This window comes from Pseudomonas mandelii (assembly GCF_006438925.1).
GTDB classification, from domain to species: domain Bacteria; phylum Pseudomonadota; class Gammaproteobacteria; order Pseudomonadales; family Pseudomonadaceae; genus Aquipseudomonas; species Aquipseudomonas mandelii_C.
This window is the reverse complement of record NZ_RCZA01000011.1, coordinates 24,658-45,454: the sequence shown is the minus strand read 5'-3', so window position 1 is coordinate 45,454 and position 20,797 is coordinate 24,658. Positions and strand designations below refer to the sequence as shown.

The 20,797-nt window shown below is 59.5% G+C and carries 21 protein-coding genes; 7 read left to right on the top strand and 14 right to left on the bottom strand.

The features are described from left to right. The first annotated feature begins 73 nt into the window (after positions 1–73). From EAH74_RS23855 to cysN, 3 genes are all read left to right on the top strand, one after another. The gene (locus EAH74_RS23855) at positions 74–832 is read left to right on the top strand and encodes a Nif3-like dinuclear metal center hexameric protein (RefSeq protein WP_123365283.1); all 759 of its coding nucleotides are present in this window, start codon (positions 74–76) and stop codon (positions 830–832) included. A 251-nt stretch (positions 833–1,083) separates the two neighbouring features. Then, complete coding sequence (gene cysD, locus EAH74_RS23845; protein ID WP_030128620.1) at positions 1,084–2,001, top strand: sulfate adenylyltransferase subunit CysD; 918 nt, start codon at positions 1,084–1,086, stop codon at positions 1,999–2,001. Positions 2,002–2,010: 9 nt separating this feature from the next. After that, positions 2,011–3,909, top strand: a complete 1,899-nt coding sequence (gene cysN / locus EAH74_RS23840; RefSeq protein ID WP_140681532.1) for a sulfate adenylyltransferase subunit CysN — start codon at positions 2,011–2,013, stop codon at positions 3,907–3,909. Positions 3,910–4,071: 162 nt separating this feature from the next. Here the strand turns inward: cysN and EAH74_RS23835 are convergent, their stop codons facing one another. From EAH74_RS23835 to EAH74_RS23825, 3 genes are read right to left on the bottom strand one after another with little or no spacing between them, the layout of a single operon-like run. Further along, positions 4,072–4,980, bottom strand: a complete 909-nt coding sequence (locus tag EAH74_RS23835; protein ID WP_140681530.1) for an acyltransferase — start codon at positions 4,978–4,980, stop codon at positions 4,072–4,074. Further along, entirely contained in the window at positions 4,981–7,080 is a 2,100-nt protein-coding gene (gene pta / locus EAH74_RS23830) for a phosphate acetyltransferase (protein WP_140681528.1), read from the bottom strand. A 60-nt stretch (positions 7,081–7,140) separates the two neighbouring features. After that, positions 7,141–7,479: a DUF3565 domain-containing protein gene (locus EAH74_RS23825; RefSeq protein WP_140681526.1), complete on the bottom strand. Its 339-nt coding sequence runs from the start codon at positions 7,477–7,479 to the stop codon at positions 7,141–7,143. Here EAH74_RS23825 and EAH74_RS23820 point away from each other — a divergent pair. The 3 genes from EAH74_RS23820 to EAH74_RS23810 all read left to right on the top strand — a co-directional run bounded on the left by EAH74_RS23820 (position 7,448) and on the right by EAH74_RS23810 (position 9,849). Beyond that, positions 7,448–7,933, top strand: a complete 486-nt coding sequence (locus tag EAH74_RS23820) for an FKBP-type peptidyl-prolyl cis-trans isomerase (RefSeq protein WP_008150718.1) — start codon at positions 7,448–7,450, stop codon at positions 7,931–7,933. The two genes, EAH74_RS23825 and EAH74_RS23820, sit on opposite strands and share 32 nt — an antisense overlap. A gap of 124 nt (positions 7,934–8,057) precedes the next feature. Next, positions 8,058–8,540 (top strand): glutathione peroxidase, encoded by a 483-nt coding sequence (locus EAH74_RS23815; protein WP_140681524.1) that lies wholly within the window; start codon positions 8,058–8,060, stop codon positions 8,538–8,540. Positions 8,541–8,745: 205 nt separating this feature from the next. Further along, on the top strand, positions 8,746–9,849 hold the full coding sequence (locus EAH74_RS23810) for an NADH:flavin oxidoreductase (protein WP_140681522.1): 1,104 nt from the start codon (positions 8,746–8,748) through the stop codon (positions 9,847–9,849). A gap of 126 nt (positions 9,850–9,975) precedes the next feature. Here the strand turns inward: EAH74_RS23810 and EAH74_RS23805 are convergent, their stop codons facing one another. Both EAH74_RS23805 and cysZ read right to left on the bottom strand, forming a co-directional pair. After that, positions 9,976–11,175, bottom strand: coding sequence for a glycosyltransferase family 4 protein (locus EAH74_RS23805; RefSeq protein WP_140681520.1), 1,200 nt, complete (start codon positions 11,173–11,175; stop codon positions 9,976–9,978). A gap of 40 nt (positions 11,176–11,215) precedes the next feature. Further along, complete coding sequence (gene cysZ, locus EAH74_RS23800) at positions 11,216–11,968, bottom strand: sulfate transporter CysZ (protein WP_140681518.1); 753 nt, start codon at positions 11,966–11,968, stop codon at positions 11,216–11,218. Positions 11,969–12,284: 316 nt separating this feature from the next. On the opposite strand from cysZ, the gene trxB reads away from it, so the two are divergent. After that, positions 12,285–13,247: a thioredoxin-disulfide reductase gene (trxB, locus tag EAH74_RS23790; protein WP_140681516.1), complete on the top strand. Its 963-nt coding sequence runs from the start codon at positions 12,285–12,287 to the stop codon at positions 13,245–13,247. A gap of 213 nt (positions 13,248–13,460) precedes the next feature. On the opposite strand, the gene EAH74_RS23785 is transcribed toward trxB, so the two are convergent. The 9 genes from EAH74_RS23785 to folE form a co-directional block, all read right to left on the bottom strand. Then, a complete protein-coding gene (locus tag EAH74_RS23785) occupies positions 13,461–14,744 on the bottom strand; it encodes an NAD(P)/FAD-dependent oxidoreductase (RefSeq protein ID WP_140681514.1) in 1,284 nt (427 codons plus the stop codon). Between the two features lie 151 nt (positions 14,745–14,895). Next, positions 14,896–15,723, bottom strand: coding sequence for a transporter substrate-binding domain-containing protein (locus tag EAH74_RS23780; protein ID WP_140681512.1), 828 nt, complete (start codon positions 15,721–15,723; stop codon positions 14,896–14,898). Between the two features lie 46 nt (positions 15,724–15,769). Next, positions 15,770–16,498 (bottom strand): amino acid ABC transporter ATP-binding protein, encoded by a 729-nt coding sequence (locus tag EAH74_RS23775; protein WP_140681761.1) that lies wholly within the window; start codon positions 16,496–16,498, stop codon positions 15,770–15,772. Between the two features lie 60 nt (positions 16,499–16,558). Beyond that, positions 16,559–17,533, bottom strand: coding sequence for an amino acid ABC transporter permease (locus EAH74_RS23770; RefSeq protein WP_140681510.1), 975 nt, complete (start codon positions 17,531–17,533; stop codon positions 16,559–16,561). 131 nt (positions 17,534–17,664) lie between these two features. Continuing rightward, positions 17,665–18,915, bottom strand: a complete 1,251-nt coding sequence (locus EAH74_RS23765; protein WP_140681508.1) for a 2-aminoadipate transaminase — start codon at positions 18,913–18,915, stop codon at positions 17,665–17,667. 237 nt (positions 18,916–19,152) lie between these two features. Continuing rightward, positions 19,153–19,491, bottom strand: a complete 339-nt coding sequence (locus EAH74_RS23760; RefSeq protein WP_140681506.1) for a HopJ type III effector protein — start codon at positions 19,489–19,491, stop codon at positions 19,153–19,155. Further along, positions 19,484–19,780 carry a DUF1244 domain-containing protein gene (locus EAH74_RS23755; RefSeq protein ID WP_008150700.1) on the bottom strand — a complete coding sequence of 99 codons (297 nt, stop codon included), beginning with the start codon at positions 19,778–19,780 and terminating at the stop codon, positions 19,484–19,486. The genes EAH74_RS23760 and EAH74_RS23755 overlap by 8 nt, the downstream gene beginning before the upstream one ends. 65 nt (positions 19,781–19,845) lie before the next feature. Beyond that, positions 19,846–20,217 carry a dihydroneopterin triphosphate 2'-epimerase gene (gene folX / locus EAH74_RS23750; RefSeq protein ID WP_008150698.1) on the bottom strand — a complete coding sequence of 124 codons (372 nt, stop codon included), beginning with the start codon at positions 20,215–20,217 and terminating at the stop codon, positions 19,846–19,848. A 2-nt stretch (positions 20,218–20,219) separates the two neighbouring features. After that, entirely contained in the window at positions 20,220–20,795 is a 576-nt protein-coding gene (folE, locus tag EAH74_RS23745) for a GTP cyclohydrolase I FolE (RefSeq protein ID WP_123365296.1), read from the bottom strand. Positions 20,796–20,797: the final 2 nt, after the last annotated feature.

The following is a 20,797-nucleotide window of genomic DNA, read 5'->3' as shown; positions in this document are numbered from 1 at the left end:
ATGAGACCGCCCATAATGTCGCGCATTATACGAGGCGAAGCGTGCCTCTGAACGGGATATTTAGGAGTCTTTTATGGCCGTCGCCTTGAGCACCCTGGTCGAAGAAGCCGACCGTTACCTTAACAGTGCAAAGATTGCCGATTACTGCCCCAACGGGTTGCAGGTCGAAGGCCGGCCGCAGGTCATGCGCATCGTCAGTGGCGTCACCGCCAGCCAGGCGTTGCTCGACGCCGCTGTGGAAGCCAGTGCCGATCTGATACTGGTGCATCACGGCTATTTCTGGAAAGGCGAGAACCCGTGCATCACCGGCATGAAGCAGCGTAGGTTGAAAACCCTGCTCAAGCACGATATCAGCCTGTTGTCCTACCATCTGCCGCTGGATCTGCACCCGGAAGTGGGCAATAACGTTCAGCTGGCACGTCAGCTCGATATCACTGTGGAAGGCCCATTGGATCCGGACAATCTCAAAGTTGTCGGCCTGGTCGGTTCATTGAACGAGCCGGTGACGGCCCGCGATTTTGCCCGTCGCGTACAAGAAGTCATGGGCCGCGAGCCGTTGCTGATCGAAGGCAGCGAGATGATTCGTCGCGTTGGCTGGTGCACCGGTGGCGGTCAGGGGTACATCGATCAGGCCGTGCTGGCGGGCGTCGACTTGTACCTCAGCGGTGAGGCGTCCGAGCAGACCTTCCACAGCGCCCGGGAAAACGACATCAGCTTCATCGCCGCCGGCCATCACGCCACCGAGCGCTACGGCGTGCAGGCGTTGGGCGACTATCTTGCCCGGCGCTTTGCCCTCGAGCACATCTTCATCGATTGCCCGAATCCCATCTGAATCACCCCCCCTATCCACTGTGGGAGCGAGCCTGCTCGCGATGGCTGCGTCACATTCGACATTGATGTGACTGACACACCGCTATCGCGAGCAGGCTCACTCCCACAGGACCCAGTACACCCGAACAGGCAGGTATATTCATATACCCTTTCGATCTAGTCGACGTCCTGATTAGAAGAGGTCGCTGTGCTAGGATTCCCCGCTCGAACACGGCCCGCTGGCCGTCCATAAGATCGTTTTCGTGAGTAGCCATGGTCGACAAACTGACGCATCTGAAACAGCTGGAGGCCGAAAGCATCCACATCATCCGCGAGGTCGCCGCCGAGTTCGATAACCCGGTGATGCTGTACTCCGTCGGTAAAGACTCCGCCGTGATGCTGCACCTTGCGCGCAAGGCATTCTTCCCGGGCAAACTGCCGTTCCCGGTGATGCACGTCGACACCCGGTGGAAGTTCAAGGAAATGTACGCGTTCCGCGACCGCATGGTCGAAGAACTGGGCCTGGACCTGCTGGTGCACGTGAATCCCGAGGGTGTTGCGCAGGGTATCAACCCGCTCACCCACGGCAGCGCCAAGCACACCGATATCATGAAAACCGAAGGCCTCAAGCAGGCCCTCGACAAGTACGGTTTCGACGCTGCTTTCGGTGGTGCCCGTCGCGACGAAGAGAAGTCCCGTGCCAAAGAGCGCGTGTATTCCTTCCGCGATACCAAGCACCGCTGGGACCCGAAAAACCAGCGTCCCGAGTTGTGGAACGTCTACAACGGCAAGGTCAACAAGGGTGAATCGATCCGTGTTTTCCCGTTGTCGAACTGGACCGAACTGGACATCTGGCAGTACATCTACCTCGAAGGCATCCCGATTGTGCCGCTGTATTTCGCCGCCGAGCGCGACGTTATCGAGATGAATGGCACCTGGATCATGATCGACGACGAACGCCTGCTCAATCACCTGAGCGATGAAGACAAGGCGCGCATCGTCAAGAAGAAGGTCCGCTTCCGCACACTCGGCGACTACCCGCTGACCGGTGCGGTCGAGTCCGAGGCCACCAGCCTGACCGACATCATTCAGGAAATGCTCCTGACGCGAACTTCCGAACGCCAGGGCCGGGTCATCGATCACGATGGCGCAGGCTCGATGGAAGAAAAGAAACGTCAGGGTTATTTCTAAGGGGTTGTCATGTCGCACGCATCTGATTTGATCAGCGAGGACATCCTCGCCTACCTGGGCCAGCACGAACGCAAGGAAATGCTGCGCTTTCTGACCTGTGGCAATGTCGACGATGGCAAGAGCACCCTGATCGGGCGCCTGCTGCACGACTCCAAAATGATCTACGAAGATCACCTGGAAGCCATTACCCGCGACTCGAAAAAAGTCGGCACCACCGGCGATGACATCGACCTGGCATTGCTGGTCGACGGCCTGCAGGCCGAGCGTGAGCAGGGCATCACCATCGATGTCGCTTACCGCTACTTCTCCACCGCCAAGCGCAAATTCATCATCGCCGACACCCCTGGCCATGAGCAGTACACCCGCAACATGGCCACCGGTGCATCCACCTGTGACCTGGCGATCATCCTGGTCGACGCCCGTTACGGCGTGCAGACCCAGACCCGTCGCCACAGCTTCATTGCCTCGTTGCTCGGCATCAAACACATCGTTGTCGCCATCAACAAGATGGACCTCAACGGTTTCGACGAAACAGTCTTCGAGTCGATCAAGGCCGATTACCTGAAGTTCGCCGAAGGCATCGCGTTCAAGCCGACCACCATGGCCTTCGTACCGATGTCGGCACTGAAGGGCGACAACGTGGTGAACAAATCCGAGCGCTCGCCGTGGTACACCGGCCAGTCGCTGATGGAAATTCTTGAAACCGTCGAAATCGCCAGCGACCGCAACTACACCGACCTGCGTTTCCCGGTGCAGTACGTCAACCGTCCGAACCTGAACTTCCGTGGTTTCGCCGGCACCCTGGCCAGCGGCGTCGTGCACAAGGGCGACGAAGTCGTTGTGCTGCCGTCGGGCAAGAGCAGTCGCGTGAAGTCCATTGTCACCTTCGAAGGTGAGCTGGAGCACGCCGGTCCTGGTCAAGCGGTGACGCTGACCATGGAAGACGAGATCGACATCTCCCGCGGCGACTTGCTGGTGCATGCCGACAACCAGCCGCAAGTGACTGATGCCTTCGACGCCATGCTGGTGTGGATGGCCGAAGAACCGATGCTGCCGGGCAAGAAATACGACATCAAGCGCGCTACCAGTTACGTGCCGGGTTCGATCACCAGCATCGTCAACCGCGTTGACGTGAACACCCTGGAAGAAGGTCCGGCCAGTTCGCTGAACCTGAACGAGATCGGCCGGGTCAAGATCAGCCTCGACGCGGCCATCGCGCTGGACGGCTACGCGAGCAATCGCACCACCGGTTCGTTCATCGTCATCGATCGTCTGACCAATGGCACCGTCGCGGCCGGCATGATCATCGCTCAGCCGTTGAGCCATGGCACCAGCACGCATCACGGCAAACTGGCGCACGTCGCCACCGAAGAGCGCGCCCAGCGTTTCGGCCAGCAACCGGCCACCGTGTTGTTCAGCGGCTTGTCGGGCGCCGGCAAAAGCACCCTGGCTTACGCGGTTGAACGCAAGCTGTTCGACATGGGCCGTGCGGTGTTCGTACTCGATGGCCAGAACCTGCGTCACGACCTGAACAAAGGTCTGCCACAGGATCGCGCCGGGCGTACCGAGAACTGGCGTCGTGCGGCACACGTTGCGCGTCAGTTCAACGAAGCGGGTCTGCTGACGCTGGCAGCCTTCGTTGCGCCGAGTGCCGAAGGTCGTGAGCAGGCCAGGGAACTGATCGGCAAGGAGCGTCTGCTGACGGTCTACGTCCAGGCTTCTCCGACGGTCTGTGCCGAGCGTGACCCGCAAGGCCTGTACGCGGCGGCCGGGGATAACATCCCGGGTGATTCCTTCCCGTACGACGTGCCGCTGGACGCCGACCTCGTGGTCGATACCCAGTCGCTGTCGCTGGAAGAAAGCGTCAAGCAAGTGCTGGATCTGCTGCGCAAGCGTGGCGCGATCTAAGCGTTAGCCGTTAATAAAAAACCCGCCGATGAGTGATCATCGGCGGGTTTTTTTGTGTCCCTGAAACCGCCTTCGCGAGCAGGCTCGCTCCCACAAGTTCAGTGTTCGCCGAAGATCCACTGTGGGAGCGAGCCTGCTCGCGAAGGGGCCGGTACGGGCGACTCAAGACTTCGCTGGATACTCGCGATGCATCTGCGCAAGCAACGCGTCCTTGTCCTGCCACAACTGGTTGATCCAGCCCTGAAACTGCAAGCGATACTCGCCGTCCTGATCGTAGTTCTTGCCGATGAACTGCGGCGGAATCTTCAGTTCCTGAAAGTGCACCACTACGTCCTTCACGTTCCCACAGAGCAAATCCCAATAACCGGGACGGCCGGCCGGATAGTGAATGGTCACGTTGACGATGGCTTCCAGCTGCTCACCCATGGCATCCAGCACAAACGCAATGCCGCCAGCCTTCGGTTTGAGCAAATGATGGAACGGCGATTTCTGCTGGGCATGCTTGCCTTCGGTAAAACGCGTGCCTTCGACGAAGTTGAAAATCCCCACCGGGTTATGGCGGAACTTGTCGCAGGTCTTGCGGGTGGTTTCCAGGTCTTTGCCTTTCTTCTCCGGGTGCTTCTCCAGGTAGGCCTTGGAGTAGCGCTTCATGAACGGAAAGCCGAGCGCCCACCACGCCAGACCAATCACCGGCACCCAGATCAGTTCCTGCTTGAGGAAGAACTTCAGCGGACGAATCTTCCGGTTCAGCACGTATTGCAACACCATGATGTCGACCCAGCTCTGGTGGTTGCTGGTGATCAAGTACGAGTGCTGATAGTCCAGACCTTCCAGGCCGCTGAGTTTCCAGCGCGTGTGTCCGAGCAAGTCCATCCAGGCCTTGTTGTTGCTGATCCAGGCTTCGTGGATATGGCTCATCAGCCAATCGGTAAAACGTTGGGCGGCGGGGAAGGGCAATAGCAGTTTGAAAATCGCTACGATGAACAGCGGTGTGCAGCAGGCAATCGTGTTCAGCGCCAACAGCAGCGAGGCAATGACGCCTCGCAGCGGTGCAGGTAGGGAATCCAGCATTTAAAGATCCAAAGGTCGGTTGGCAGCTTGAATCGCGGTCAACGCGATGGTGTAGACGATGTCGTCGACTTGCGCGCCGCGCGGCAGGTCGTTCACTGGTTTGCGCAGGCCTTGCAGCATCGGCCCGAGGCTGACGCAGTCGGCGCTGCGCTGCACGGCTTTGTGGGTGGTGTTGCCGGTGTTCAGGTCGGGGAACACGAACACTGTGGCGCGACCGGCGACCTGGCTGTTCGGCGCCAGTTGCCGGGCAACGGTTTCGTTGGCGGCGGCGTCGTATTGCAATGGGCCATCGATCAGCAGCGAGTTCTGTTGCTCATGGGCGAGCAACGTCGCTTCGCGCACCTTCTCGACTTCTTCGCCGCTGGCCGATTCACCGCTGGAGTAGCTGATCATCGCCACGCGCGGGGTGATGCCGAAGGCGGCTGCCGAGTCGGCGCTTTGCAGGGCGATCTCGGCCAGTTCGCTGGCGCTCGGGTGCGGGTTCATCACGCAGTCGCCGTAGACCAGCACTTCCTCGGGGAAGAGCATGAAGAACACTGACGACACCAGCGTGCAGCCCGGCGCGGTCTTGATCAGTTGCAAGGCCGGGCGGATGGTGTTGGCGGTGGAGTGAATGACCCCGGACACCAATCCGTCGACCTCATCCAGCGCCAGCATCATGGTGCCGATCACCACGGTGTCTTCCAGTTGCTGCTCGGCCATCGGCGCGTTGAGGCTTTTGGTTTTGCGCAGGGCGACCATTGGCTCGACGTAACGCTCGCGAATCAGGTCCGGGTCAAGAATTTCCAGTCCCGGAGGAAGTTCGATGCCTTGGGCGCGAGCGACGGCTTCGACGTCCGCCGGTTTCGCCAGCAAGACACAACGGGCGATGCCGCGGGCCTGACAGATCGCTGCGGCTTGCACGGTCAGTGGCTCACTGCCTTCGGGCAGGACGATGCGCTTGTTGGCGGCTTGGGCGCGCTGGATCAATTGATAACGGAACACGGCGGGCGACAGGCGCATTTCCCGTGGCGTACCGCAGCGTTGGTGCAGCCACTTGGCGTCGAGGTGGCTGGCAACGAAATCGGTGATGATTTCCGCGCGCTCGCGGTCGTCGATCGGGATTTCCTTGTTTAAACCGTTCAACTGGTTAGCGGTGTCGTAGGAACCGGTGCTCACCGACAACACCGGCAGGCCCGCCTGCAAGGCGCCACGGCACAGGTCCATGATGCGCGGGTCGGGCAGGGTGTCGCTGGTCAGCAACAGACCGGCCAGCGGCACGCCATTCATGGCCGCGAGGCTGACGGCGAGGATGATGTCGTCGCGATCGCCGGGCGTCACCACCAGCACGCCGGGCTTGAGCAGCTCCACGGTGTTACGCACGGTGCGGGCGCAGATGATGATGTTGGTCATGCGCCGGGTTTCGTAATCACCGGCATTGAGAATTTGCGCGCCCATCAGGTCGGCGACGTCGCGGGTGCGCGGGGCGTTCAGTTCCGGCTGGAACGGGATGCAACCCAGAAGACGGAAATCGCCGCTGCGCAGCAACGGCGAATGCTCTTTCAAGCGCGAGGCGAAGGCCTCCATGCTTTCCTCGGTTTTGACCTTGTTGAGGATCACGCCGAGGACTTTCGGGTCTTTTGGGCCGCCGAACAATTGCGCCTGCAATTCCACTCGGCCGGACAGTTCGGTCAGCACTTCGTTTTCTGGTGCCGAGACCAGGATCACTTCGGCGTCGAGGCTTTTCGCCAAATGCAGATTGACCCGTGCGGCGTAACTGGCGCTGCGGGTCGGGACCATGCCTTCGACGATCAGCACATCCTTGCCGACTGCCGCCTGCTGATAGAGGGTGATGATTTCTTCGAGCAACTCGTCCAGCTGACCGTCGCCGAGCATGCGCTCGACGTGCGCCAGACCAAGCGGCTGAGGCGGTTTCAAACCGTGAGTGCGCGCCACCAGTTCAGTGGACCGTTCAGGCCCGGTGTCACCCGGGTGCGGCTGGGCAATCGGTTTGAAAAAGCCGACTTTGAGGCCGGCCCGCTCAAGGGTACGTACCAGCCCAAGGCTGATGGAGGTCAGACCCACACCAAAATCGGTGGGCGCGATAAAAAAAGTTTGCATGCGGATTCTCTAAAGGTGCATGGCAATGGTGAACGCCTATGACTGGCCTTCTACCGAAATTCAGTCGCCAAGGTTAGCGCTAACCGAGCCTTGTGCGCACCAACCGCAATCAAAGGGCTGGCCTATTTTTTCAATACGTTGCGCGGGGTCCAGCACCCAGGCGCGCGATTGCCACGGTGGCTGGTGGCGCAGGTGCTGGGTGTGACCGCAGGAAAGCTCGGCTACCCAGTGCCCGTCCTCATCTTGATGGAAGCCTGTGACCGTCGAGCCTTTCGCCGTCACCCGTCTGTCCGGGTTGTGTTCGCTTTCGGGCGATTGCTTCGCTAAACTTGGCCATTCTTCATTCTTATGCAAAAGGTCTCGCCCCATGCTGATCGCCGCCAATAAGGCTGTCTCCATCGACTATACCCTGACCAACGACGCTGGTGAGGTCATCGACAGCTCCGCCGGCGGCGCGCCGCTGGTTTACCTGCAAGGCGCAGGTAACATTATTCCGGGCCTGGAAAAGGCTCTGGAAGGCAAAACCGTCGGTGACGAACTGACGGTTGCCGTAGAACCTGAAGATGCCTACGGCGAATACGCTGCCGAACTGGTCAGCACGTTGAGCCGCAGCATGTTCGAAGGCGTCGACGAGCTGGAAGTAGGTATGCAGTTCCACGCATCCGCTCCGGACGGCCAGATGCAGATCGTCACCATTCGCGATCTGGACGGCGACGATGTCACCGTCGACGGCAACCACCCGTTGGCTGGTCAGCGCCTGAATTTCCAGGTCAAGATCATCGACATCCGTGACGCCAGCCAGGAAGAAATCGCTCATGGTCACGTCCATGGCGAAGGTGGCCATCACCACTGATTTTCTGCGCTAAGCTTTCGAGTACTGGAGAGGCGCCCGAGGGGCGCCTTTTTAGTCCGCGGCTGTCCCTGGTGACACCGCCAAGTGGCTGTTTCGAGAAGAACACGGGAATCTGGAGTTCGTCATGAGTGCTTTTCACGACCTTAAATTGACAGGCCTGGATGGTCAGGAGCTACCTCTGGCGCCCTTCAAGGGGCACGTCGTGCTGGTGGTCAACGTCGCCTCCAAATGTGGCTTGACCCCACAGTACGCGGCGCTGGAAAACCTCTACCAGCAATACAAGGACAAAGGCTTCAGCGTGCTGGGCCTGCCGTGTAACCAGTTTGCCGGGCAGGAGCCGGGTACCGAGCAAGAGATCCAGGAGTTTTGCAGCCTCAACTACGGCGTGAGTTTTCCGTTGTCCAGCAAGCTGGAAGTCAACGGTCACGATCGTCATCAGTTGTACCGTCTGCTGGCGGGCGAGGGGGCTGAATTTCCCGGTGACATTACCTGGAACTTCGAAAAATTCCTGCTGGGCAAGGATGGTCGCGTGCTGGCGCGGTTCTCGCCGCGCACGGCGCCGGATGATCCGTCTGTCGTTCATGCGATCGAAAAAGCGCTGAGCTAAAAGAACGTTCAAAAGATCGCAGCCTCGTTTCACTCGACAGCTCCTACATGAACCGCGTACCCGTGTAGGAGCTGTCGAGTGAAACGAGGCTGCGATCTTTTGCTTCTGTCTTTTGATCCTTAATCACCAAAATCAATAGTGCTGTTCAGCACGACCGGCTCTCCATATTATCGCCGTCATAAAGTCATTTCCCGTGGAGCGTCCCATGCCCGTCAAAGCCCTGTTCAAACCGTTCCACCTTGGCACCCTCGAACTGCCGACCCGCGTCGTCATGGCGCCGATGACCCGCTCGTTTTCGCCGGGTGGCGTTCCCAATTCCAAAGTGATCGAATACTACCGTCGTCGCGCCGCTGCGGGTGTGGGTCTGATCATCACCGAAGGCACCACCGTCGGCCACAAGGCTTCCAACGGTTACCCGAACGTACCGCATTTCTACGGTGAAGCGGCGCTGGCCGGCTGGAAGAAAGTTGTCGACGCGGTTCATGCTGAAGGCGGCAAGATCGTTCCTCAGCTGTGGCATGTCGGCAGCGTGCGCCGCATCGGCACCGAGCCGGACGCCAGCGTGCCGGGTTACGGTCCGTCGGAGAAATTGAAGGACGGTCAGGTCGTGGTTCACGGCATGACCCAACAAGATATCCAGGACGTGATCGGCGCATTTGCCCAGGCCGCCAAAGATGCCCAGAGCATTGGCATGGACGGCGTGGAAATTCACGGTGCCCACGGCTACCTGGTGGACCAGTTCTTCTGGGAAGGCAGCAACCAGCGCACCGACGAATACGGCGGCAGCCTGGCTAACCGTTCGCGTTTTGCCATTGAACTGATCCAGGCTGTGCGTGCTGCGGTCGGCGAAGGCTTCCCGATTATTTTCCGTTTCTCTCAATGGAAGCAGCAGGATTACACCGCGCGTCTGGTGCAAACATCCGAAGCGTTGGGCGAATTCCTCAAGCCGTTGTCTGACGCCGGCGTGGATATTTTCCACTGCTCGACGCGTCGTTTCTGGGAGCCGGAGTTCGACGGTTCCGAGCTGAACCTGGCCGGCTGGACCCGTAAGCTCACCGGTAAACCGACCATCACCGTGGGCAGTGTCGGCCTGGATGGCGAGTTCCTGCAGTTCATGGTCAACACCGACAAGATCGCGCAGCCGGCCAGCCTGGAAAAACTGCTGGAGCGTTTGAACAATGATGAGTTCGATCTGGTGGCGGTAGGTCGTGCGCTGCTGGTGGATCCGGACTGGGCGCAGAAAGTGCGTGACGGCCGTGAAGAAGACATCCTGCCGTTCAGCCGTGAGGCGTTGATGACCCTGGTTTAAGCGGCGCTTGGCGGGGCCCTTTCGCGAGCAGGCTCGCTCCCACTTTCAACCGAGTTCTACCTGAAGAATGCGGTCAACTGTGGGAGCGAGCCTGCTCGCGAAGGCGGACTCAAGAACACTGAAGAATCAGAGTGCCGTCGGTGCATTCGGAACCATCTGCTCCCCAGCACAAGCCCCGCGCAACTGCCCTTCAAACTGCTCGATAATCGCTGCCCAGCCCTGACGACTCGCATGTTGACGCGCATTGAGCCGCACGCAGCGCAACGTTTCGCGCTCCTCCAACAGCCAACACGCCGCATCGCAGAACGCCTCTTCGTCCCCCGGCATCGCCAGTACGCCGTTGTAGGCATGGCGGATGTGCTGAGCCGCCGCCGCTTGATCGTAAGCCACCACACCCAAACCCGAAGCCAGTGCCTCAAGCACCACGTTGCCGAAAGTCTCGGTCAGGCTTGGAAACAGAAACACATCCCCCGACGCATAGTGACTGGCCAAGGCCTCGCCGCGTTGAGAGCCACAGAAAATCGCCTCGGGCAGTTCTTTCTCCAGGACCACTCGTTGTGGGCCGTCGCCGATCACGATCAACTTCAGGTTTTTCTGTGGATAAGTCGTACGCAGCCTTTCGAAGCTGCGCCTAAGCAAGCCGAGATTTTTCTCCGGTGCCAAGCGACCTACATGGATGACGGCAATGTCACTGTCGGCCAAACCCCACTGTTCGCGTAGCGACGTCAGCCGCTTGGTCGGGTGAAACAACTGGCTGTCGACCCCACGCGACAGCAACGCCAGGCGCTCGAAATGCCGGCGTTCCAGTTCCATTCGTTGACTCACGCTCGGCACCAGGGTCAGCGTCGAACGATTGTGAAACCAGCGCAGGTAGTGGGTCAGCAATCGCGTCAGCAGTCCAAGCCCATACTGACGGGAGTACTGCTGGAAATTAGTGTGAAAACCGCTCACCACCGAAATCCCCAAGCGCCGCGCCGCGCGCAACGCGGACAATCCCAGCGGTCCTTCCGTGGCGATGTACAGCACGTCCGGCCGATGACGCTTCCAGCGCCGCAGCAGCTTGTGCATCGACGACTGACCCCATTGCAAGCCGGGATAACCCGGTAGCGGCCAGCCCCGGCACAGCAACAACGCATCGTCGCTGCCCCGCTGCTGATCGCAACCCTGACGCGGTCGCACCAATTCCACCTGATGCCCGCGCGCGCGCAAGCCTTCGTACAAGCGGCCGAGGGTATTGGCCACTCCGTTGATTTCGGGAGGGAAGGTTTCGGTGATCAGAGTGATATGCAGAGCTGTCGTCATGACCTCAGTGTCGGCTGAGGCCATGTCGTCAATGTGACGGTGGGATGATGAATTTGTGACCGAGTCAGCGCTGAACCACCAGGTTTTCCGCACCGCGTTCACGCACCCAGAACAAGGTTGCACCCGCCACGGCGGCCGGCATCATCAGGATGTTGACCACCGGAATCAGCAGCACCAGATAAACACTTCCGCCAAAACTCATGCTCTGCCAGCGCTTCTCGCGCAGCCAGGCGAGCATCTCGTTCCAGCCCAGTTTGTGGTTATCCGCCGGGTAGTCGATGTACTGGATCGCCATCATCCACACCCCGAACAGCAGCCACAACGGCGCAGCGATGATGTTCACCACCGGAATGAACGAGAGGATGAACAGCCCGATGGCGCGTGGCAGGAAGTAGCCGAGTTTGCGCATTTCCCGGGCCAGGGTGCGGGGGATCATGGCGATCAGTTCACCCCAGCTGAAGGACGGGAAATCGTCGGTGCCGCGCACCACCACTTCGACTTTTTCCGCGAGGAAACCGTTGAATGGCGCGGCGATGACGTTGGCCAGCATGGTGAAGGTGAAGAACACCATCAACACCACCAGCACCACGAACAACGGCCAGAGCACATAACTGAGAAAACCCAGCCAGTCGGGCAGGGACGGCATCAACGTATCGACCCACAGGCTGAATTGATGGCTGGCCAGGTAGATCAATCCGACGAACAGCACCAGGTTGATCATCAGAGGCAACAGCACGAACAAACGCAGGCTTGGGCTCAGGACCAACTTGAGGCCTTCGCGCAGGTATTGCGGGCCGGACAGAACGGGGGCGGGCATAACGTGCTCCGAGCAAAGGGGAAACGCGCCGACCTTACCGGCTTTGCCTGACGGGCGAAAGCGCGGTAGCAGCATCGACATTAACTGTAACAAAGGCGCCTATGTATCCATCGTGATGGGATAGAGACCGCCTATGAGCTGGATTGTTAAACCGTATTTCCTTAATCTTCGCCCCCTCGATACGCTGCACCCCATACTTTTTACAGGACTGTCGAGCTCAAGCCTTCCCCAAGTGCTTTCAACGGTCCTTTTTTATTCCCGCCGGCAACCCGGCGTTCCGCGCCAGAAGTTTCGGGCCGGTCAACAGGAGCAGGTCATGTCTGAAGTCCGTCATTCGCGAGTGATTATTCTCGGTTCCGGCCCTGCCGGTTACAGCGCCGCGGTCTATGCCGCCCGTGCCAACCTCAAGCCACTGTTGATCACCGGCATGCAAGCCGGCGGTCAACTGACCACCACCACCGAAGTCGATAACTGGCCTGGCGACGTCCACGGCCTGACCGGCCCGGCGCTGATGGACCGCATGAAAGAGCACGCCGAGCGCTTTGAAACCGAAATCGTCTTCGATCACATCAATGCCGTGGACTTCGCTGCCAAGCCGTACACCCTGACCGGCGACAGCGCGACTTACACCTGCGACGCGCTGATCATCGCTACCGGCGCCAGCGCTCGTTACCTGGGCCTGCCGTCGGAAGAAGCGTTCATGGGCAAAGGCGTTTCGGCCTGCGCGACCTGCGATGGTTTCTTCTACCGCAACAAGCCAGTGGCCGTGGTCGGTGGCGGCAACACCGCTGTTGAAGAGGCGCTGTACCTGGCCAACATCGCCAGCAAGGTCACCCTGATCCACCGTCGCGAAACCTTCCGCGCCGAGAAGATCCTGATCGACAAGCTGAATGCCCGGGTTGCCGAAGGCAAGATCGTGTTGAAGCTGAACTCGACTCTGGACGAAGTCCTGGGCGACAACATGGGCGTGACCGGTGCCCGCCTGAAGAACAACGACGGCAGCTTCGACGAGCTGACAGTCGACGGCGTGTTCATCGCCATCGGCCACACCCCGAACACGTCGTTGTTCGAAGGTCAGCTGACCTTGAAAGACGGCTACCTGGTTGTGCAGGGCGGCCGTGACGGTAACGCCACTGCCACCAGCCTCGAAGGTATCTTCGCGGCCGGTGACGTGGCTGACCACGTTTACCGTCAAGCCATCACCTCGGCCGGCGCTGGCTGCATGGCAGCACTGGACGCCGAGCGTTACCTCGACGACCTGCAGAACGCCAAGTTCTGAGAGCGTTGAAATGAAAAAACCGGCTTCGGCCGGTTTTTTTGTGCCCACAGAAGATCCCTGTAGCAGCTGGCGAAGCCTGCGTTCGGCTGCGAAGCAGTCGCGAAATCAGACAACGCGGAGTGTCAGGCAGAACTCGCACTCAAGTTTTACGACTGCTGCGCAGCCGAACGCAGGCTTCGCCAGCTGCTACAGGGGTTGCGTTTACCTTGGAGTTCAGCCGCGAAATCGCTCCTGGACAAAGTCCATAACCTTCAACGATTGATAGATGGCATTGGCGGCAATCCGCCCGAACGGTCCGCCGTTCCAGTCCAGCAAGTACGGTTTGAACAGCTGATAACGCACACTTTCCCCACACACCGCTTCGGCGATGACCCTGCCGCCAATCGAGCCGGTATTCAAGCCATGGCCACCAAACGAGGTGCAGGCCCAGACGCCCGGTTCGAGCAATCCCAGGTTGGGCATCTTGTTGGTGGAGTAACCCATCAGGCCGGACCAGGCCAATTCGATTTTGACCGGGGCCAGTTGTGGATAGACCGACACCATGTCGGCCTTGAGCATGGCGGCGAGGGCCTTTTCATTCTGTTCGTTGCGGGTGGTGATGCGTCCGCCCCAGAGCAGGCGGTCGCCTTCAACCACGCGGTAGTAGTCCGAGGCGCGGCGGTCGTCGGAGAACGCGGCACCGGAGTCCAGGACGTTTTTTATCGAGTCGCCCAGGTGTTCGGTCAGCACCACATAGGTAGCAATGGGCAGGTAGGCGCGGCTGAGTTTTTGCAGTTCCGGGCCGCCATAACCGCCGGCGCAGAACACCAGGTTCTGGCAGCACACGGTGCCGTGAGCGGTCTGGACAATTTTGTCGTCGCCTTCGCGATGCCAGGCCAGCATTTTTGATTGTTCGAAAATCCGGCCTCCCGCTGCTTCGATGGCGAGGGCCAGGCCCAGGCAATAGTTCAGCGGGTGGAAGTGCAGCGCCTTCGGATCCTCGATGCCCTGGAAATAGCGCAGGGTGTGAGCCCGTTCGCGGACTTGGCCTGTGTCGAGGAAGTTGAGTTCATAGCCGAAGTCGCGGCGTATTGTGTCGATGTGGTTTTTCACACCAGCACCGTCGTCGTAACGCTTGACCTGAATCGTACCGGCGGATGGATCGCAACCGGGCAATGCCAGTTCGGCGATGTTGCGGCGGACAATCTCCACGCCCTCGACCGATAGTTGAAAGAGCGCCTTGGCTTGTTCCAATCCAAGTTTCTTGCGGATCGCCCCCGACCCTTCAGCCCAGCCCGGCGAGACCACGCCACCATTTCTACCGGACGCGCCCCAGGCGACTTGCTGGGCTTCGAGGATGATCACGCGTTTGCCGCGCCGGGTCAGTTCCAGGGCAGCGGTCAGGCCTGCGATACCAGCACCGATGATGCAGACGTCGCAGGTTTCATCAGTGTTCAATTCGGACCTGGCCGCGCGGGGTAGCGAGGTTTGGGAATACCAGGTGGTGGGGAAGGACATGGGTCGATCCTTGATAGATTGCCGGTCATTTAAGCGAACACCTGGCCTTTGTGGGAGCGAGCTTGCTCGCGATGGCGGTCGAACATTCAACATCAATGCTGAATGTGATGGCCTCATCGCGAGCAAGCTCGCTCCCACAGGGGTTGGGTGGTTATTTGATGGTCGAGTAGTCGACGCCGTACCACTTGTCCGACAGCTTGGTCAGCGTGCCGTCCTTGTGCATCTCACCTACGATTTCACCGAGCTTGGCGGTCAGTTCCGGGTCACCCTTGTCGGTGGCGATGGCCAGCGGCTCGTAGAACGCCACAGCATTGTCGACGGCCCGCAATGGGTAACCCTTCTTGACGGCGGCATCCAGTGTGCTGCGTTGAGTGAGGATGGCGTCGAGCCGTGCACCGTCGCCCAGGCGCAGGTCGTCCAGCGGTCCGACGGAACCGGAGTAGGTCTTTATTTTTGTGGTCTTTACGTCATAAACGACGGGTGGCACGTCAGTGGTTTCAATGGCCAGCGCCTGGCTGAAATAGTCCTCGGACGTGGTGCCACCTTCGACGCCGATGGTTTTGCCATTCAGTGCTTTGTGGTCGGTGACAGTGGATTTGTCGTGCACTGCAAAGACGTAGGGAACGTAGTAATAGGTCCCGGGGAAATCGAGGATTCGTGAGCGGCTCTTGGTCGCAGTCATCGAGCCCACGGACACGTCCCAGCGCCCACTCCACTTGCCGGCGGTGATCACGTCCCAGTCAGGCGTGATGAACTTGACCGCGACGCCGAGACGCTTGGCGATCTCCTTGGAAACGTCGATATCAAACCCGTCGATTTCATTCTTGTCGTTGATAAACCCTTGGGGTGGCCAGGTCGCCGACGTGGCGACGGTCATTGTTTTGCTGCTCTGGATTTTGTCCAGAACGGCTCCGGCGTTGGCGGCACCGACGAACACCAGCGACATTGCGGCTGCGATTACGTGTTTTTTGCTGACCATGTCCATCTCCACTTATCGTTATTGTTATGAAGGGGCGAAGCGGTGCTCAGTGACCAATGATCTGTGACAGGAATTTCTGCGCGCGTTCGGTTTGCGGGTTGTTGAAAAATTCGGAAGGGGTGGCTTGTTCGATGACCTGGCCCTGGTCCATGAACAGCACGCGGTCGGCGACCTTGCTGGCAAAACCCATTTCGTGGGTTACGCAAATCATGGTCATGCCGTCGGTGGCCAACTCACCCATCACGTCCAGCACTTCGTGGACCATTTCCGGGTCGAGGGCCGAGGTGGGTTCGTCGAACAGCATCACTTTGGGGTTCATGCACAGCGCCCGGGCAATCGCCACGCGCTGCTGCTGGCCGCCGGACAGTTGCGAAGGGTACTTGTCGGCGTGTTCGGCAATTCGCACCCGCTCCAGGTAGACCTGAGCGCGCTTTTTCGCCTCGGCGCTCGACACGCCTTGCACCAGTTGCGGGGCCAGGGTCAAGTTGTCGATCACACTCAAATGCGGGAACAGGTTGAAGCTCTGGAACACCATGCCGATTTCCCGGCGCACCGCGCTGACACTTTCTGCCTCGCTGGTGAGGGTGATGCCGTTGACCTGAATGTGGCCTTTCTGGAAATTCTCCAGATGGTTGATGCAACGAATCATCGTCGACTTGCCCGAGCCTGACGGCCCGCACACCACCAGGATTTCGCCCGTGGCGACGTTCAGGTCGACATCGCGCAAGGCGTGGAAGTCGCCGTACCACTTGTTCAAACCGATGATGGAAATCATCGAAGGGCTGGCCTGCGCAACAGGTGCCAGGTCGAGTCGTTCTGCCGTAGTCATCACCCATCAACCCCTTGCAATGGATCGGTTGACCCGTTTTTCGATCCGCGCCTGCACCCGTTCGAGGATGAACGACAGGGCCCAGTAAATCATTGCAGCGGTAATCAGCATTTCCAGGTGGCGGAAGTCCGCGCGGCCCTGGGTCTTGGCCAGGTACATCAATTCCCAGACACCGATCACCGACACCAGCGAACTGTCCTTGAGCATGGCGATGAACTGGTTGCCGGTGGGCGGGATGATCACCCGCAAGGCTTGCGGCATGATCACCCGGCTCAGGGTCTTGAACGGGCTAATGCCCAGGGCACGTGAGGCCTCCCACTGACCCACCGGAATGCTCTGGATGCCCGCACGAAAAATCTCGGTCATGTAGGCGCCGTAGCACAGCGACAACGCGAGGATGCCGGCCGGCACTGCATCCACCACATAACCCAGTTGCGGCAGTCCGAGGTAAATCAGGTAGATCTGGATCAGCAGCGGAACACCGCGAAAGAACGAGGTGTAGAACGAGGCGATGGCATTGGCCAGGCCGTTGTTCGACAGCTTGGCCACGGCACCGATCAACGCCAGCACGAAGGCAAACACAATCGCGATGGCGGAGATGTATAGCGTGGTCGCGGCGCCCTGGATGATCAGGAAGCCGATCTTGTCGAGGATGAAGCTGTAAGAGAGATCGAAGGTGTCGAAGAACGCCAGGAACAGGATCAGCAGTTCGATCCAGACCACGGTGGTCTGCACTTTGAATTTCAAGCGTCCGAGGACGTGAAAGTTCAGCGTGCCCAGTGCGGCAATCGCCAGGCCGATGGCGATATTGCGAGCTGTCAGGCTGTCCGGGGCATTGCCCAACAGCGGATGCAGGAAATGACTGAGGGCGCTGTTGCCCAGGTTCATCAGGTAGGAGCCGAGAAACAGCACCACGGCTACGCCAAGCAGGAATTGAGGATCATTGGACTTTTTTTTATAAATTATATTGTCGTGATACATGACGGCCTCAGGCTTGTAGGTGGTAGTGATCTCGCTTGGTAAAAGGGGTATTTGGCCAGTATTGCGACGCAAAATCGGGGACTACAAGCGAACATAATTCGCTATGTCAGTCCCTGATCGTAGTTTGCTTTTCAGGAAAGCTTCGCCAGACAGGCCTCAAGGATATCCAGCCCTTCTTCCAGCACCGCTGCCTCAGTGGTCAATGGCGCCAAAAGCCGAATGATGTGGCGCGACTTGCCGCTGGGCATCAGCAGTAAACCCGCGTCTCGCGCCAGCGCCAGCAGCTGCGTCAATTGCGCCGAGGCCGGCGTGCCGTCGGCATTGGTCAGCTCGATGCCGCGCATCGCACCGGCGCCGGTCAAGCGGCCCAGAAACGGGGAAAGCTTGTTGGCGCGCCAGGCCTCGTAGCGGCTGACGATGGCTTCTTCCTGTTGCGAGCCCCAGGCGTGAAGGTTCGCATCGGTCATCTCGTCCAGGGTTGCCAGTGCCGCGGCGCAGGCAATCGGGTTGCCCGAATAGGTGCCGCCCAGTCCGCCCTTGGGCAAGGTGTCGAGCAGCGACTTGCGCCCGACCACCGCACCCAGCGGCACACCGCCAGCGATACTTTTGCCCAGCAGAATCAGGTCCGGCTCAATGCCCAGTCGCGAAAATGCAAAGCGCTGGCCGGTGCGACCGAAGCCGGACTGGATTTCATCAGCGATCAGCAGGATGTTTTTTTCATCACAGAAGCGGCGTAGCGCCTGGGCGAACTCCACGTCCAGCGTCAAGAAGCCCGATTCGCCCTGCACCGGTTCGACGATAAAACAGGCGACGTCATCGATGTCGATCTCGACGCTGAACAGCCGGTCCATGGCTTTCAGGGCCTCGGAGCAGGTCACGCCGTTGTCCTTGCTCGGGAAGGGCAGGTGAAAAACCGGGCCCGGCAGCACGCCGACTTTCTGTTTGTAGGGCGCGACTTTGCCGTTGAGGTTAAGCGTGGCGAGGGTGCGGCCATGGAAGGCGCCGTCGAAGGCGATGACGGCCGTGCGACCGGTGGCGCCACGCACGATCTTCAGGGCGTTTTCCGCCGCTTCCGCACCGCTGTTGGTGAGCATGCCGCTGACCGGGTAGTCCACCGGAATAAACGCGGTGAGACGATTCATCAGTTCGATATAGGGCACATGCGGGGCGGCGTTGAACGCGTAGTGGGTCAGCCGGGTGGCTTGTTCGCGAATGGCCTCGACGATGCGCGGATGGCAATGGCCGAGGTTCAATACACCGATGCCGCCGACGAAGTCGATGTAGCGTTTGCCATCGGTGTCCCAGACCTCGGCATTTTTGCCGTGGCTGAGCGTGACGGGATGAACGATGTTGATCGACTGGCTGATGGTTTCGCTGTTCATGGATGACCGACTCTGAAGAAGGGATGCTTCTTTTTATCTAAGCCGTGAGCAGCGGTGCCCGGCAAACGAAATAAAGTTGCCGGATCAATCTTAAAAGTCGGGATGTGCTGTAGAAGCGAAAAGATCGCAGCCTTCGGCAGCTCCTACCGGACCGCGTAGAACCGCAATATTGGCGGTGAACGCGAACGTGTAGGAGCTGCCGAAGGCTGCGATCTTTTGATTTTGATCTTGCGTGAATCAGCGGCGAGTCAGCGGCTGCTGAGCGAACTTCACGCCAGCCAACCCATGCGCAATCAACGCACGGATATTACCGTGATCGCTGCCCTCAGGCATGGCCACCACCGAGCGGTAATGCTCGCCGAACGCCAACAGTGCTTCTTCATCGCTCAAGCCTTCCAGCAGCGCCAGACCCAGGGTCTTGCACGAGCCTTCATTCTGCCCGGCTGCGTTTTCCACGCCGCCGTTGTTGAAAGCCTGAGGCTGATAGTCGTAGCCGGCGGCGATGAAGGCCAGGGTATCGGCAAAAACGTGTTCGCCGCTCTTGAGGCTGGCGCGCAGGGTGTTCAAATCACTCATTGGGTTTTCCTTTGGCGAACGCCGCTTGTTGTTCGGCGTTGGCTTCTTGCTGGTATTGGGCTTTCCACTCGGCGTACGGCATGCCGTAAACCACTTCGCGGGCGTCATCGAGGCTGACCTCGATCTGGCGTTCGTCGGCAGCGGCCTTGTACCACTTGGACAAGCAGTTACGGCAGAAACCGGAGAGGTTCATCAGGTCGATGTTCTGCACATCCTTGCGGCTGTCCAGGTGGGCGACCAGCCGGCGAAAGGCGGCGGCTTCGAGTTCCAGGCGTTGTTGATCGGTCATGGCGGGCTCTGTGCAATCAATTCGTGCGCGGATGATAAAAGTCTGACGAGCAATGTGCCAGACGGTCAGCGGCTCGCGGCCAGGGTAATCGACACCGACTCGGCGAATCGCAGGGCATGGGGCTTGTCGACTTCGACCTCGGCGTACAACACCGACTCGTTGGCCATGACCAGATCGAGAATTTCCTGGGTCAGGCGTTCGAGCAGGGCGAAGCGATTGCCTTCCACGTGGGCGATGATCGCCTTGGTGATGGTGCGGTAGTTCAGCGCGTGATCGATGTCGTTGTCACGCACCGCTTCCTGAGCGGCATACAGGATGGTCAGGTTGATCTGCACATCCTGCTTGTTGAGGATTTCATCCTCGTTGATCCCGATGAAGGTCCGCAGGCACAGGTTCTTGACCCGGATGCGTGCCGTTCCTGGTTGAAGTTGTGGCATTGCTACTTGCTCCGTCCAATCAATTGCAGGAACTCCTGGCGGGTATTGCTCGACTCGCGGAAGGCGCCGAGCATCACCGAGGTGTTCATGGTCGAATTCTGTTTCTCGACGCCGCGCATCATCATGCACATGTGCTTGGCTTCGATGACCACCGCAACGCCCGCCGCGCCGGTCACTTGCTGTACCGCTTCGGCGATTTGCCGGGTGAGGTTTTCCTGGATTTGCAGGCGACGGGCGAACATGTCCACCAGTCGTGCAATCTTCGACAGGCCCAGCACTTTGCCCGTTGGAATATAAGCCACATGCGCCTTGCCGATGAAGGGCAGCATGTGATGTTCGCAGAGCGAGTACAGCTCGATGTTGTCGACGATGATCATTTCATCGTTATCGGAAGCGAACAGCGCGCCGTTGACGATCTCTTCGACACTTTGCTCATAACCACGGCAGAGGTACTGCATGGCTTTTGCCGCGCGAACCGGGGTGTCCTGCAGACCCTCGCGGTCGGGGTTTTCACCGAGGCCGATGAGGATTTCGCGGTAGCTCTGGGACAGGGCGTTCTGGGGCAGGGATAACGTCATGG

What these genes read in the sequence shown, in the direction of transcription:
- cysN (WP_140681532.1), top strand. Translation starts at nt 2,011, where the DNA reads ATGTCGCACGCATCTGATTTGATCAGCGAGGACATCCTCGCCTACCTG.
- EAH74_RS23815 (WP_140681524.1), top strand. Translation starts at nt 8,058, where the DNA reads ATGAGTGCTTTTCACGACCTTAAATTGACAGGCCTGGATGGTCAGGAG.
- EAH74_RS23760 (WP_140681506.1), bottom strand. Translation starts at nt 19,491, where the DNA reads ATGAGTGATTTGAACACCCTGCGCGCCAGCCTCAAGAGCGGCGAACAC.
- EAH74_RS23775 (WP_140681761.1), bottom strand. Translation starts at nt 16,498, where the DNA reads ATGATTTCCATCATCGGTTTGAACAAGTGGTACGGCGACTTCCACGCC.
- EAH74_RS23855 (WP_123365283.1), top strand. Translation starts at nt 74, where the DNA reads ATGGCCGTCGCCTTGAGCACCCTGGTCGAAGAAGCCGACCGTTACCTT.
- EAH74_RS23785 (WP_140681514.1), bottom strand. Translation starts at nt 14,744, where the DNA reads ATGTCCTTCCCCACCACCTGGTATTCCCAAACCTCGCTACCCCGCGCG.
- folX (WP_008150698.1), bottom strand. Translation starts at nt 20,217, where the DNA reads ATGCCACAACTTCAACCAGGAACGGCACGCATCCGGGTCAAGAACCTG.
- pta (WP_140681528.1), bottom strand. Translation starts at nt 7,080, where the DNA reads ATGCAAACTTTTTTTATCGCGCCCACCGATTTTGGTGTGGGTCTGACC.
- EAH74_RS23825 (WP_140681526.1), bottom strand. Translation starts at nt 7,479, where the DNA reads ATGGAGACAGCCTTATTGGCGGCGATCAGCATGGGGCGAGACCTTTTG.
- folE (WP_123365296.1), bottom strand. Translation starts at nt 20,795, where the DNA reads ATGACGTTATCCCTGCCCCAGAACGCCCTGTCCCAGAGCTACCGCGAA.
- EAH74_RS23765 (WP_140681508.1), bottom strand. Translation starts at nt 18,915, where the DNA reads ATGAACAGCGAAACCATCAGCCAGTCGATCAACATCGTTCATCCCGTC.
- EAH74_RS23810 (WP_140681522.1), top strand. Translation starts at nt 8,746, where the DNA reads ATGCCCGTCAAAGCCCTGTTCAAACCGTTCCACCTTGGCACCCTCGAA.
- EAH74_RS23770 (WP_140681510.1), bottom strand. Translation starts at nt 17,533, where the DNA reads ATGTATCACGACAATATAATTTATAAAAAAAAGTCCAATGATCCTCAA.
- cysZ (WP_140681518.1), bottom strand. Translation starts at nt 11,968, where the DNA reads ATGCCCGCCCCCGTTCTGTCCGGCCCGCAATACCTGCGCGAAGGCCTC.
- trxB (WP_140681516.1), top strand. Translation starts at nt 12,285, where the DNA reads ATGTCTGAAGTCCGTCATTCGCGAGTGATTATTCTCGGTTCCGGCCCT.
- EAH74_RS23805 (WP_140681520.1), bottom strand. Translation starts at nt 11,175, where the DNA reads ATGGCCTCAGCCGACACTGAGGTCATGACGACAGCTCTGCATATCACT.
- EAH74_RS23820 (WP_008150718.1), top strand. Translation starts at nt 7,448, where the DNA reads ATGCTGATCGCCGCCAATAAGGCTGTCTCCATCGACTATACCCTGACC.
- EAH74_RS23835 (WP_140681530.1), bottom strand. Translation starts at nt 4,980, where the DNA reads ATGCTGGATTCCCTACCTGCACCGCTGCGAGGCGTCATTGCCTCGCTG.
- EAH74_RS23780 (WP_140681512.1), bottom strand. Translation starts at nt 15,723, where the DNA reads ATGGTCAGCAAAAAACACGTAATCGCAGCCGCAATGTCGCTGGTGTTC.
- EAH74_RS23755 (WP_008150700.1), bottom strand. Translation starts at nt 19,780, where the DNA reads ATGACCGATCAACAACGCCTGGAACTCGAAGCCGCCGCCTTTCGCCGG.
- cysD (WP_030128620.1), top strand. Translation starts at nt 1,084, where the DNA reads ATGGTCGACAAACTGACGCATCTGAAACAGCTGGAGGCCGAAAGCATC.